A 12,836-nucleotide genomic window follows, 5' to 3' on the forward strand; every position below is an offset into this window, starting at 1 on the left:
GCGTCCAACCCGTAGCCGCAACTGGCGTTAAAAAATGCTTCCAGCATTTTTTTGGAGAGATTCATGGCCTATACCACTTTTTCACAGAACAAAAATAACCAACTGCTCGAACCGATGTTCTTCGGCCAGTCTGTCAACGTTGCGCGTTTCGACCAGCAAAAATATGAAATTTTCGAAAAGCTGATCGAAAAACAGCTGTCCTTCTTCTGGCGCCCGGAAGAAGTTGACGTGTCCCGCGATCGCATCGACTATCAGGCGCTGCCCGATCATGAAAAGCACATCTTCATCAGCAACCTGAAATACCAAACGCTGCTGGATTCGATTCAGGGACGTAGCCCGAACGTAGCGCTGCTGCCGCTGATTTCTATCCCTGAGCTGGAAACCTGGGTGGAAACCTGGGCATTCTCGGAAACTATTCACTCACGTTCCTACACGCACATCATCCGTAATATCGTGAACGATCCCTCGCTGGTGTTTGACGATATCGTCACTAACGAAGAGATCCTGAAGCGCGCCAAGGATATTTCCGGCTACTACGACTCGCTGATTGAGATGACCAGCTACTATCATCTGCTGGGTGAAGGAGTCCATCAGGTTAACGGCAAAACCGTAACGGTGAACCTGTATGCGCTGAAAAAGCAGCTGTATATCTGCCTGATGAGCGTGAACGCGCTGGAAGCGATCCGCTTCTACGTCAGCTTTGCCTGCTCGTTTGCTTTTGCGGAACGCGAACTGATGGAAGGCAACGCTAAAATCATCAAGCTGATAGCCCGCGATGAAGCGCTGCACCTGACTGGCACGCAGCATATGCTGAACCTGATGCGTTCCGGCCATGACGATCCTGACATGGCGCTGATTGCCGAAGAATGCCAGCAAGAGTGCTATGACCTGTTCGTACTCGCCGCTCAGCAAGAAAAAGAGTGGGCTGAATACCTGTTCCGCGACGGCTCAATGATTGGCCTGAACAAAGATATTCTGTGCCAGTACGTGGAATACATCACCAACATCCGCATGCAGGCCGTGGGTCTGCCACTGCCGTTCCAGACGCGCACCAATCCTATTCCATGGATCAACGCCTGGCTGGTATCTGATAACGTGCAGGTCGCACCTCAAGAAGTCGAAGTCAGCTCTTATCTGGTCGGTCAGATCGATTCAGAAGTCAGCGATGACGATCTGAGCGATTTCCAACTGTAATCGATGAGCAATCCAACTATTACGCTGCGCACATCCGGTGCGCAGTTTTCCTGTTCAGACGATAGTTCTTCCCTGCTGGATGTGCTGGAGTCCAACCGTGTCAGCATTGAATATCAGTGCCGCTCTGGCTATTGCGGTTCCTGTCGACTGCGTCTGGTAAAAGGCCGCGTAGCGTATCGGCAAACACCGCTGGCCTGCATCCAACAAGATGAAATCCTACCCTGTTGCTGTATGCCGCAAGGCGACATCGAACTCGATATCTAGCCCCCATCTCTTTCATATTTTTTGTCCTTGCTATTGAAGATTATTTAATTGAATAAGCTCGATTATTTGGTTATTTTCTCTCTACTCAGAACAAATAAATAACATCAACACACCATGCCATAATAATAACCATCACGTCACAACCAGATATACATTTGCTTTACCTTTCTGATTATACATAGCAAAAAAAGGATATATCACATGAGAATAAGTACAAGATTAAACACCGGATTCGGTGCAGGGATGGTAATACTTGCTATTATTGGCTTTATTTCAACGATTAATTTATCTAGCCTTAATAATCAAGTAGAGAAAATTGTTCAAACGTTATACCCCACCACGGCTTATGCCAATACCTTAATTAGTGAAATAAATAACGTATTCGTCGAACAGTCCGCTTTTTTTATCCATGAAAAGCAGGAGGACACCGATGCTACGATTGAAGCGATTAAAAAACATCGCAGTAATATGCTCAACACTCTGGATCAACTACAGAAACTGGTCGTCGGCGATCCCGGGCTTCAAGAGAAATTGGGCGAACTGGAAAAAGCGCATCAGGCCTTTGCCCAGTCGAGCGACAACTTACTTCATGAAGCAAAAATAGGAAATAAAGACGGGCTGCGTGAACAAGCGCTGCATGTAACCTGGCCACTCGGCACCACGCTAAAGTCACTCGCCGAACAATTTATTGATGAATCAAATAATAGAATGATTCAATCGGAAAAAACGGTGCACGATGAATATCAAACAGCCAGATTATTTCTTCTATTTATTATCATAGCGGGTATTATCTTTAGCTTTATTATTTCTCGCATCGTCATTCGCAGCATTATTCCGCCATTAACACAGGCACTGCATTTAGCCCAACAGGTCGCAAAAGGTAATCTGACGCATTCTCTTCAAAGCTCGACAAAAGATGAAGCGGGTATCTTACTTAATGAATTAAACAATATGACAACCAGCCTGCGAGATATTGTCAGTCAGGTTCGTGATGGTGCCAGTGCGATTTCCACCGCAACATCGCAGTTGAGTGCTGGAAATAGCGATCTGTCAGCGCGAACCGAACATCAGGCCAGCTCGCTGGAAGAAACCGTTGCATCAGTGGAACAATTAACGTCCACACTGCAAAATACCGCCGAAAATACCCATCGTGCTGACACCCTTGCTTCCGCAGCATCGAAGGATATGCAAGACAGCACAACAACGATGAAGCAGGTGACAGAGAAAATGCGCGATATCCGTGATTCATCGCGGCGTATGGTGGAAATTATCGGTACCATTGACGGCATCGCCTTTCAAACCAATATTCTGGCGCTGAATGCGGCCGTTGAAGCCGCCAGAGCGGGTGAACAAGGACGTGGGTTCGCCGTCGTCGCGGGTGAAGTGCGTAATCTGGCACAACGTAGCGCATTAGCCGCCAAAGAGATTAAAGCACTGATTGATAACTCGGTAGAGAAAATCTACGAAGGCATGGAGATGGTTGAAACGGCTGAATCATCCATTGGTGCACTGGTCGACAACGCGTCGACTGTCGGTCAGATTATGAATGAAATCGCGCGTGCCAGCGGGGAGCAGAGCGAAGGAATCAATCAGATCAATCTTGCCATCGGGCAAATTGACAGGGCTACACAGCAAAATGTGTCGTTGGTTGAACAGTCCACCGCAGCGACACAATCGCTGCAAGATTTGGCGCAACAGCTATCGGCATCCGTATCCACCTTTGTTCTTACTGATTCTGTTAGTACGCCCCAGTTCATCAACGCGCCGCAGCGCCTATTGACGGGTTTACCAGCAGTGGCCTCTCGCGTCTGATAACAGACAAACCATTCGTTATTACCTCTTTCCCCTGTTAGCCAGTCGGCCTGGATAATCCGGCCGACTGCCGTCAAAGATAGGTTTTAGCCGAGGATGGCGCTAGAATCGTCAACGCAATACATTTCCGTCTAATTTTCTCTGGGACACTCACAAAAACAGCCATAAATAGAGGTTAATACTATGCTCACCGTCATTCCCGTTTTGATCTTTGTTGCACTTATCATCGTCTGGTCTGGCATCAAAGTCGTACCACAGGGATACCAATGGACTGTAGAACGTTTTGGTCGCTATACCAAAACGCTGATGCCGGGGCTTAACCTAGTCGTGCCGTTTATGGATCGTATCGGCCGTAAGATTAATATGATGGAACAGGTGCTGGATATTCCCTCTCAGGAAATTATCTCACGCGATAATGCCAATGTAGCCATTGATGCCGTCTGCTTTATTCAGGTGATCGATCCCGCGCGGGCCGCCTATGAAGTTAGCAATCTGGAACAGGCTATCGTAAACCTCACCATGACCAACTTCCGTACCGTACTGGGTTCGATGGAACTAGACGAAATGCTGTCTCAGCGCGATAGCATCAACACGCGCCTGCTGCACATCGTTGACGAAGCCACCAACCCATGGGGCATTAAGATCACACGTATTGAGATCCGTGACGTACGCCCGCCAGCGGAACTGATTGCTGCGATGAACGCGCAGATGAAAGCAGAACGTAACAAACGTGCCGATATTCTGGAAGCCGAAGGGATTCGTCAGGCCGCTATCCTGAAAGCCGAAGGGGAAAAGCAGTCACAGATTCTGAAAGCAGAAGGCTTGCGTCAGTCCGCGTTCCTGGAAGCGGAAGCGCGTGAACGTGCAGCGGAAGCAGAAGCGCAGGCAACCAAAATGGTATCTGAAGCTATCGCGGCAGGTAACATTCAGGCGATTAACTACTTTGTTGCACAGAAATATACCGATGCCTTGCAGCAAATCGGTTCTTCTAATAACAGCAAAGTGATCATGATGCCGCTGGAAGCCAGCAACCTGATGGGCGCTATTGGCGGGATCACGGAGCTAATTAAAGACAGTAAAAATAGCCGAGGTCAATAATGGGCATTGAACTGGTGATGGAAAATGCACACTGGTTCTGGCTGTCACTCGGCGGTCTGCTTTTGGCCGCCGAAATGCTGGGTGCCAGTGGCTATTTACTGTGGAGCGGCCTATCGGCGGTATTGGTTGGGCTGTTAACGTGGGTGATGCCGCTGGGTTGGCCATGGCAGGGAACGATTTTCGCCGTTCTGACCATCGTCACGGCGCTGCTTTGGTGGTACTGGCTGCGTAAACGGACGCTGTCCCGTCCTCAGTCGACGCTCAACCAGCGCGGACAACAGCTGGTTGGCCTGCGAGCTACCCTGTCAGAACCCATTACTAACGGTTTTGGTCGGGTAAACATCGGCGACAGCAGCTGGCGCGTAAAATCAGAGCAGGATCTGCCTGTCGGTACTCATGTTGAAGTGATTGCCATTGATGGCATCACGCTGCATGTGCGGCCAACCGAGCGCTAACATAACGCATTATTTGGGGGGAGCCTGTCTCCCCTTTATGCCAGTTTACTTTTTTGATCGTTTACTCTTTTGCCGGTTTATCTTTTTGACAATTTATCGTTTTGACAACAGCCTGCCAGATTATTGATTATCGGACATTCCGCGCCACCGTCCCCCGGACACTGTTCAGCCAGCGCCAGCAACTGTTCACGCATCGTTTTCAACTCTTCGATATGCATCTCGATTTCCTGCACTTTCTGCAAAGTTCGCGCTTTGACATCCGCACTTCGCCGCAGCGGATCGTTAAATAACGTAACCAGTTCCCGACATTCATCCAGATTAAACCCCACCTGACGGGCCTGACGCAGCAGCGTTAGCTCTTCGACGTGATGGTCATCGTAACTGCGGTAACCATTTTCAGAACGCAGTGGCGTGGTTAGAAGTTCTTTCTCTTCATAGAAGCGAATGGTTTTACTGCTGAGGCCGGTTTTTTTCGCAACATCACTGATATTCATGATTTCCCCCTTGACCCTCCCCTTGCTAGAAGGTTTACCTTATTCAATAACTAGTAGAAATCAGATGGCCGGTCAACGTCTTTCACCTCCGGCTGTGATCACGGGAGAAAATTATTATGTCTCAAACTATCGTCTTGTCGTTGCAGGGACTGACCTGCGGGCACTGTGTCCAACGCGTTAAAAAAGCACTGGACGCGCTACCCGCTATCGAACAAACCGACGTCACTCAGCAGTACGCCAGAGTCAGCGGCGACATTGATACCCAAATGTTGATCGACACTATCGAGCAGGCAGGCTACGACGCACAGCTTGCCACCACGCCGGATGTGTCTCTTCAGCTTTCTGGCCTGAGCTGCAACCACTGTGTCGCCGCTACGCGTAAAGTGCTGGAAGCCATTCCCGGCGTCGTGGCGACAGATGTCACTAAAGAACAAGCCACCGTGTATGGCAACGTCGAAGCCACCATACTGATTAGCGCCATTGAAGAAGCTGGCTATCACGCCAGCGTGCAGGAGAATGTTCACCCAAAAACTGAGCCGCTGGCACAGGTAGCGACGACGCCGGAAGCGCTGCCAGCGGCCGAGAGTATTCTTCCGGCAATAACTACCCACTCCACCAATGTTGACGACAGCGTACAGCTCCTGCTTCAGGGGATGAGCTGTGCCAGCTGCGTGAACCGCGTACAAACGGCGCTGCAAAACGTCAGCGGTGTCACGCAGGCGCGGGTGAATCTGGCTGAGCGTAGCGCGTTAGTGAGTGGTCACGCCAAGCCGGAAGCGCTGATTGCTGCCGTTGAGCAAGCAGGCTATGGCGCTGAAATTATTCAGGACGAAGAAGCACGCCGCGCGCGCCAGCAGCAAACGTCTCAGCAGGCCATTCGCCGTTTTCAATGGCAGGCAGCACTAGGTTTACTGCTGGGTGTACCGCTGATGCTATGGGGCGTATTGGGCGGCAGCATGAGCCTGACGCCAGAGAACCAAACTCCGTGGCTCGTCATCGGTATTCTGACGCTGGCGGTGATGGTATTAGCCGGCAATCATTTTTACCGTAACGCCTGGCGCAGCCTGAAAAACGGGGCGGCGACCATGGATACATTGGTCGCGCTGGGAACGGGCGCGGCATGGCTTTACTCTATTACCGTTAACCTGTGGCCGGATCTTTTCCCAATGGCGGCGCGTCATCTGTACTATGAAGCCAGCGCGATGATCATCGGTTTAATCAATCTGGGTCATGCGCTGGAACAACGTGCTCGCCAACGCTCTTCACGCGCTTTAGAGCGGCTGCTGGATTTAACGCCCCCAACTGCTCGCGTCGTGACGCCGGAAGGTGAGAAATCTATTCCACTGTCTGAAGTCCAGTCCGGCATGACGCTACGCCTGACAACTGGCAACCGTATTCCAGTCGATGGCGAGATTTTGCAAGGCGAAGTATGGGTAGATGAAGCCATGCTAACCGGTGAGCCAATCCCACAATCCAAAACGTCCGGCGATACGGTTCACGCAGGCACATTGGTTTCGGATGGCAGCGTTCTCTTCCGTGCGGACGCGATCGGCAACCAAACCACCCTGTCGCGTATCATCCGACTGGTCAGGCAGGCGCAAAGCAGCAAACCCGCTATCGGGCAGCTCGCGGATCGGATTTCTGCCGTATTCGTTCCCGTTGTTGTTGCCATCGCGCTTCTCAGCGGCGCGATCTGGTTCTTCGTGGGGCCACAGCCGCAGATAGTCTATACGCTCATTATCGTCACAACCGTCCTGATCATTGCTTGCCCTTGTGCGCTTGGGCTGGCAACGCCGATGTCGATCATTTCCGGCGTCGGGCGAGCAGCAGAGTTTGGCGTACTGGTGCGGGATGCCGATGCGTTACAGCAGGCCAGCAAGTTGGATGTGCTGGTGTTTGACAAGACCGGTACGCTAACTGAGGGACAACCGCGCGTCGTGGCAATTCACACGTTCGGCGGCGTAACAGAGGAGCAGGCACTGGCATGGGCGGCCTCGCTGGAACAGGGGTCTAATCACCCGCTGGCGAAGGCAATTCTTGCACGAGCGGAAAATCTTACGCTAACGCAAGTCGAGCAGTTCCGCACGCTGCGCGGTCTCGGCGTCAGCGGTAAGATTGGCGATGCGAATCTGCTGCTGGGAAATCCGCCGCTGCTCCAACAGCATCAGGTCGATACCACCGAAGGTGAAACGCTGATCAACGAACAGGCTCAGCGCGGTATCACGCCAGTGTTGCTGGCGGCGAATGGTCACATCATCGCGGTGTTCTCTATCCACGATCCGCTGCGAGCGGATAGCGTCAGCGCCTTGCAGCGCCTGCATCAGCAGGGCTATCAGCTCGTTATGCTCACGGGGGATAACCCGCTAACGGCGAAGAGCATCGCTAAAGAAGCGGGTATCGATCAGGTGATCGCTGGGGTGCTGCCAGACGGCAAGGCGGAGGCCATCAAAAAGCTACAGGCACAAGGCAAACGCGTGGCAATGATTGGCGATGGTATCAATGATGCCCCCGCACTGGCGCAGGCCGATGTCGGTATTGCGATGGGCGGCGGCAGCGACATTGCGATTGAAACCGCGGCTATCACACTGATGCGCCACAGCCTGCACGGCGTCGCCGATGCGCTGGCACTGTCCAATGCCACGCTGCGTAACATGAAGCAGAATCTGCTGGGCGCATTTATCTATAACTCGCTGGGTATTCCGATTGCTGCTGGCGTGCTCTATCCACTGACCGGAACGCTGCTTAGCCCAGTCGTCGCCGGTGCTGCCATGGCACTGTCCTCCATCACGGTAGTCAGTAACGCCAACCGCTTACTGCGTTTTAAACCTAAAAATCAGTAATGTTAGTGCGCCATCTTCATCGCGAATGATGGCGCCCCCTTTCTTACGCATAATCGTCTTACCACACCACTACAGTAGCTCGACCCGCGGTATACCTTGTGTTGTTCTGCATCTAGCGTTTAGCATAGCTATTCCCACATCAGGAGGCGGAATCAATGGGGCAACTGCTGCGTAGAATCGCGACTTTTCTTGGTTTTATTTCACCGCTGGCTTATGCCTACCCGGCGATAGATGTTCAGCTTGCCAATGAACGACAGCTGCATCTGGTCGGCAGTATTCATATGGGTAGCCTGGATATGGCACCGCTGCCCGATATACTGCTGCAACAGCTCAAGCAGGCAACTGCACTCATTGTAGAAGCCGATATCTCTGATTCTCATTCTCCCTTCGGACACAGCGATGCCGAGCTACCGCTCGCACAGCGCCTCAGCCCGGAAAACTACCGACAGCTACAAAAAATCTGTGAATCGCTCTCTTTCGATGAGAGTAATATCAATACGCTTCCAGGCTGGCAGGCCGCGCTGATGCTGCAAGCGAGACAAGCACAGCTGCTGGGCTTACGCCCCGATTACGGCATTGATTATCAGTTGATTAACGCTGCGAAATCTCATGGTATTCAGGTTATTGAACTGGAAGGACAGCAGACGCAGGTTGACCTATTACAACAGTTGCCTCAGGGCGGTCTGCTGTTGCTGGAAGACACCATTAAGCACTGGCACACCAACGCGCGTTTGCTGCAAACGATGGTGGGCTGGTGGCTAGACAGCAAGCCCGGCACCTATAAACCGGATATCCCCGCAACGTTCAGCAATGAAATGACCGACCTGCTGATGGGTCAGCGTAACCGTCGTTGGCAACAACAGCTTCAGGCGCTGCCGCCCGGAAACTACGTGGTAGCCGTCGGTGCGCTGCATCTGTATGGCGATGAGAATTTACCTACGCTGCTCAACAACGGTCATTCAACCACTCCGTGAAAGAACACACTATGACGCATCAGCGCGTCCGCAAGATAAGACCCAAAAAGGGTTTAAGGATAGTGAAGTCATGACACCCGCAGTCAATTTACTCGAAAAGAACAAGATCGCCTTTACGCTACACAGCTACCACCACGACAGCGACGAAACCAACTTTGGTGAGGAAGCGGCTAGAAAGCTGGGGCTGAATAAAGAACAGGTTTATAAAACGCTGCTCGTTTCTCTGAATGGTGATGCAAAAAATCTTGCTGTGGCCATCACTCCAGTCGCTGGAATGTTGGATCTCAAGAAAGTCGCCCGTGCACTGTCCGCCAAAAAAGCCGATATGGCCGATCCGGTCATCGCTCAGCGCGTAACAGGTTATCTGGTGGGAGGGATCAGCCCGCTTGGGCAGAAGAAACTGCTGCCGACCGTGATTGATGAACCGGCACGCCAGTTCGGTACCATTTTCATTTCCGGCGGTAAACGTGGATTGGATATCGAATTGTCGGCAGACGATCTGGCGCGGCTACTGCGCGCCACCTTTGCCGATATCGCCAAGCATGATTAATACCGCGATTAAACGAGCATAACCTGCCTGGCTATATTGTATCAAAGCGAAGCAGATAGCAGAGGACTCCACGGCCAGTGTGTCCCCTGCTACCGCTTCATATACTCGTCATACTTCAAGTTGCATGTACGTTGGCTGCACTACTCGCCCGAATCACTTACTTGAGTAAGCTCATCGGGACTCCTTCCCTTGCCGCCTTCCTGAAACTCGAATTATTTAGGGTATAATCGATTACTGATCGACTTTCGCCCCTTTATCCAACTGCATCACCGGGCCTTCCTTCACATTGACCATCAGGCCTTTGGTTTGCAGTTCCGCATTCCTTACGCGAATACCTTTATCCGCATCAATCCGCACGTTATCAAAGTGGAAACCACTGAGTGGCGCTTCCGGCACGCCGATAATGTACGCAGCGGCCTTGGTCTTACCGGTAGATTCCAGATTTTCAATGGTGACATTGCTGAAATGCGGTGTCTTGTACTGATCAAATGGCTGCTCTGGATCGGTATCCGGTGGATAAATCTGCTCACCCATCGTGAAGCCGCCTTCGGCCAGCATTTTGTCTACCTCAGCCTGCACAATCGGCGCAGCTTTATAGTAAGCGGCAAAAACCAGCGGTATTTCGACATCTACCATTTTGGTATTACGGTAAGTGATGTTTTTCACTTCGCCGCCTTTACCGCGCAGGGTTTTAATGCGGATACCGTACATGGAACCTTCAAACTGGTTGTTTTCAACCAGCACGTTATTCACACCACCAGAAGTTTCGCTGCCGATGGAAATACCGCGCCCCTGCTTCAGGATATTGTTGGCGATATAGATGTTATCCACGACGCCATTCGGGAAGCGGCTATCCGGTTTCTCGGCTTTTATCGCAATATGGTCGTCATTACAGTCGATATAGTTGTTAGTGATACGGATATTCTGGCTGTCGATCGGATCAATAGCGTCGGTGTTTGGTGCATGCCACGGAGACAGAATCCGAGTGCCGTTCACATCCACATCATGCGAGTAACGCATCACAACGTGGAAGCTCGGGGAATGCGTGAGCGTGACACCGTCCACCAGCACATTACTGGAACTTTTGATATAAATCAGACGGGGACGATCGGTCCCACCTTTCTTACCGGTTGCGCGAATATTCTCACGCCAGCGCTCCCACCAGACGGCGCCCTGCCCATCAATCGTGCCCTGTCCCGTGATAGCCACGTTCTGCGCATCAGCAATACTGATAAAGGGAAGCCAGCCATTTTCCGCTTCAGCGTACTTGGTTTTTTCCGTTGCGCGATACGCCGCCACTTCAGTCGACGCAACGATAGTCGCATCTTTTGCCAAATCCAGTCGGATGTTACTTTTCAGGAACAGCGGATCGACCAGATAGTTACCGCGAGGAACGTGTACCGTTCCGCCACCCGCCGCAGCGCAATCATCAATCGCTTTCTGGAACGCTTCGGTATTTAGTGCGATCTGTAGGCGGTGACCTTCGGCCCCGTATTGCGTGACGTCACAGATTTTATCTGGGAATTTCACTGAACTGGCGGCCTGTGCCGTACCAGCTTGAATACCCAGCGTGATGCAGGAAGCCATTAATGACAGAGCAAGACCACTACGCATACTTAACCCCACTAAATAATGAAATATCGTTTTAATAAAATACCACCAACATTCCATTAAAAAGCGAGAGACGATCACGTTTTAGATGTATTCGTAATAATTACAATAAGGTAGGGATTTTTTCGTGCAATTGCACGATTCCCATGCAGAGAATAGGCGTATGACGCGTACCGCCTCCGTTAGACGCGGCGCTATACAAGCAGAGCAGAAAGCACGAAAGAACGTAGACTAGAGAGATTGTGCTGACCTGGGCGGCCAGCACAGATAAGAAAAATAGCGTTATGCCGTCAGACGAGCAAAAGCGTCACGGATTTCCTGTTCAGGTAAATCCACACCAATAAAGACCATCACGCTCTTTCTTTCTTCATCAGAAAGCCATTCTCTGTCCCAGTCAGCGCTATACAAGCGTTGGACACCCTGAAACAGCAGGCGACGGTTATCACCGTTGATGGCCAAAATGCCTTTATAACGCAGCAGGTTATCGGAGAATTGTAGCAACAGGTTTTCCATCACATCGGAGACTGCCTGAAGCTCAACGGCATCATCGAGATACACAACAATCGACTGCACGTTATTCTGCGTAGGGGCGACAAAGCGAAATACCGGCGTTTTCACGTCCAGCTTGTCACTAAGAACAAAGCCATCGATGTTAAACAGCACGCTCAGATCGATATCACCGTGTACCACAGGATAGATCGGCGCACGCGCATTGATGCGTTGCAAACGCGGTAGCAGCGTCTCATCTTCGCTTGCCACATCAGTTTTGGTTAGCAATATGCGGTCGGCATAGCCAATCTGCGACTGCGCGATGGTGAACTGATCGAGCTGTTGTTGCGCATGCACCGCATCAACCAGCGTGATGATTCCGTCCAGAACAAAGCGTTCGCAGATAACTTCATGAGAGAAGAAGGTTTGCGCCACCGGCCCCGGATCGGCCATACCAGTGCATTCAATGATAACGTGATCGAAATCCAACGTGCCGTTATCCACACCATCAACCAGATCGAGCAGCGCATCGGCCAGCTCATTGGACTGCGTGCAGCAGATACAACCGTTACTCAGCGTCGTAATCTGGCTGGCACGTTCACCGATTAACGTGTTATCAATCGGAACTTCACCAAATTCATTTTCAATCACGGCAATCTTATAGCCGTGTTCGGCATTCAAAATATGCCGCAATAAGGTGGTTTTTCCTGCACCGAGAAACCCGGTCAGAATAGTGACATACACGGGTTTAGTTACATCAGATGATAAAGGTTGAGTCATAACCGGTTCCAAGTCGTTAACAGCAGCGCATCCCGCCTTTGCCGTCTCCGCCGTAACGCGCCTGCTGGCGTTCGCGGAAAAATTCTTCGTACGTCATCGCAGGTTTATCTGGGTGATTGGTCTGCATATGCTGCACATAGGTATCATAATCTGGCATACCGACCAGCATACGCGCCGCCTGGCCCAAATATTTTCCTGCTTTTCCCAGATTGCCAAACATCATTACCTCCAGACCATCGCCTGCAATAGCGGCTAGATAAAAAATACCCTGTATA

General features: G+C 51.3%; 12 protein-coding genes. 8 read left to right on the forward strand and 4 right to left on the reverse strand.

Going from position 1 to position 12,836, the window contains the following annotated elements; translation table 11 throughout:
* The first annotated feature begins 63 nt into the window (after positions 1 to 63).
* The 5 genes from nrdB to DUT67_RS16285 all read left to right on the forward strand — a co-directional run bounded on the left by nrdB (position 64) and on the right by DUT67_RS16285 (position 4,823).
* Positions 64 to 1,194, forward strand: coding sequence for a class Ia ribonucleoside-diphosphate reductase subunit beta (gene nrdB / locus DUT67_RS16265; protein WP_113627431.1), 1,131 nt, complete (start codon positions 64 to 66; stop codon positions 1,192 to 1,194).
* Positions 1,195 to 1,197: 3 nt separating this feature from the next.
* Positions 1,198 to 1,458, forward strand: coding sequence for a class I ribonucleotide reductase maintenance protein YfaE (yfaE, locus tag DUT67_RS16270; protein ID WP_113627430.1), 261 nt, complete (start codon positions 1,198 to 1,200; stop codon positions 1,456 to 1,458).
* A 201-nt stretch (positions 1,459 to 1,659) separates the two neighbouring features.
* Positions 1,660 to 3,270 carry a methyl-accepting chemotaxis protein gene (locus DUT67_RS16275; RefSeq protein ID WP_113627429.1) on the forward strand — a complete coding sequence of 537 codons (1,611 nt, stop codon included), beginning with the start codon at positions 1,660 to 1,662 and terminating at the stop codon, positions 3,268 to 3,270.
* A gap of 183 nt (positions 3,271 to 3,453) precedes the next feature.
* Positions 3,454 to 4,368, forward strand: coding sequence for an SPFH domain-containing protein (locus DUT67_RS16280; RefSeq protein WP_048259180.1), 915 nt, complete (start codon positions 3,454 to 3,456; stop codon positions 4,366 to 4,368).
* Entirely contained in the window at positions 4,368 to 4,823 is a 456-nt protein-coding gene (locus DUT67_RS16285; RefSeq protein ID WP_048259179.1) for an NfeD family protein, read from the forward strand. The genes DUT67_RS16280 and DUT67_RS16285 overlap by 1 nt, the downstream gene beginning before the upstream one ends.
* Before the next feature lie 77 nt (positions 4,824 to 4,900).
* Here the strand turns inward: DUT67_RS16285 and cueR are convergent, their stop codons facing one another.
* Positions 4,901 to 5,317 (reverse strand): Cu(I)-responsive transcriptional regulator, encoded by a 417-nt coding sequence (cueR, locus tag DUT67_RS16290; RefSeq protein ID WP_039301792.1) that lies wholly within the window; start codon positions 5,315 to 5,317, stop codon positions 4,901 to 4,903.
* A gap of 116 nt (positions 5,318 to 5,433) precedes the next feature.
* Here cueR and copA point away from each other — a divergent pair, with 116 nt between their 5' ends.
* The 3 genes from copA (at position 5,434) to ybaK (ending at position 9,681) form a co-directional block, all read left to right on the forward strand.
* Entirely contained in the window at positions 5,434 to 8,157 is a 2,724-nt protein-coding gene (gene copA, locus DUT67_RS16295; RefSeq protein WP_113632860.1) for a copper-exporting P-type ATPase CopA, read from the forward strand.
* Between the two features lie 155 nt (positions 8,158 to 8,312).
* Positions 8,313 to 9,131: a TraB/GumN family protein gene (locus DUT67_RS16300; RefSeq protein WP_113627427.1), complete on the forward strand. Its 819-nt coding sequence runs from the start codon at positions 8,313 to 8,315 to the stop codon at positions 9,129 to 9,131.
* A gap of 70 nt (positions 9,132 to 9,201) precedes the next feature.
* Positions 9,202 to 9,681, forward strand: coding sequence for a Cys-tRNA(Pro)/Cys-tRNA(Cys) deacylase YbaK (ybaK, locus tag DUT67_RS16305; protein WP_048259175.1), 480 nt, complete (start codon positions 9,202 to 9,204; stop codon positions 9,679 to 9,681).
* 231 nt (positions 9,682 to 9,912) lie between these two features.
* Here ybaK and DUT67_RS16310 read toward each other — a convergent pair whose 3' ends face one another.
* From DUT67_RS16310 to DUT67_RS16320, 3 genes are all read right to left on the reverse strand, one after another.
* Positions 9,913 to 11,295 (reverse strand): glycoside hydrolase family 28 protein, encoded by a 1,383-nt coding sequence (locus DUT67_RS16310; protein ID WP_113627426.1) that lies wholly within the window; start codon positions 11,293 to 11,295, stop codon positions 9,913 to 9,915.
* Positions 11,296 to 11,574: 279 nt separating this feature from the next.
* On the reverse strand, positions 11,575 to 12,561 hold the full coding sequence (gene yjiA, locus DUT67_RS16315) for a GTPase (protein WP_048259173.1): 987 nt from the start codon (positions 12,559 to 12,561) through the stop codon (positions 11,575 to 11,577).
* Positions 12,562 to 12,577: 16 nt separating this feature from the next.
* A complete protein-coding gene (locus tag DUT67_RS16320) occupies positions 12,578 to 12,781 on the reverse strand; it encodes a YbdD/YjiX family protein (RefSeq protein WP_005976130.1) in 204 nt (67 codons plus the stop codon).
* Between the last annotated feature and the right edge of the window lie 55 nt (positions 12,782 to 12,836).

It is taken from the genome of Pectobacterium peruviense (genome assembly GCF_003312355.2).
GTDB lineage: Bacteria > Pseudomonadota > Gammaproteobacteria > Enterobacterales > Enterobacteriaceae > Pectobacterium > Pectobacterium peruviense.

Coding starts and splice junctions, on each gene's coding strand:
- nrdB (WP_113627431.1), top strand. CDS start 64: ATGGCCTATACCACTTTTTCACAGAACAAAAATAACCAACTGCTCGAA.
- yfaE (WP_113627430.1), top strand. CDS start 1,198: ATGAGCAATCCAACTATTACGCTGCGCACATCCGGTGCGCAGTTTTCC.
- DUT67_RS16275 (WP_113627429.1), top strand. CDS start 1,660: ATGAGAATAAGTACAAGATTAAACACCGGATTCGGTGCAGGGATGGTA.
- DUT67_RS16280 (WP_048259180.1), top strand. CDS start 3,454: ATGCTCACCGTCATTCCCGTTTTGATCTTTGTTGCACTTATCATCGTC.
- DUT67_RS16285 (WP_048259179.1), top strand. CDS start 4,368: ATGGGCATTGAACTGGTGATGGAAAATGCACACTGGTTCTGGCTGTCA.
- cueR (WP_039301792.1), bottom strand. CDS start 5,317: ATGAATATCAGTGATGTTGCGAAAAAAACCGGCCTCAGCAGTAAAACC.
- copA (WP_113632860.1), top strand. CDS start 5,434: ATGTCTCAAACTATCGTCTTGTCGTTGCAGGGACTGACCTGCGGGCAC.
- DUT67_RS16300 (WP_113627427.1), top strand. CDS start 8,313: ATGGGGCAACTGCTGCGTAGAATCGCGACTTTTCTTGGTTTTATTTCA.
- ybaK (WP_048259175.1), top strand. CDS start 9,202: ATGACACCCGCAGTCAATTTACTCGAAAAGAACAAGATCGCCTTTACG.
- DUT67_RS16310 (WP_113627426.1), bottom strand. CDS start 11,295: ATGCGTAGTGGTCTTGCTCTGTCATTAATGGCTTCCTGCATCACGCTG.
- yjiA (WP_048259173.1), bottom strand. CDS start 12,561: ATGACTCAACCTTTATCATCTGATGTAACTAAACCCGTGTATGTCACT.
- DUT67_RS16320 (WP_005976130.1), bottom strand. CDS start 12,781: ATGTTTGGCAATCTGGGAAAAGCAGGAAAATATTTGGGCCAGGCGGCG.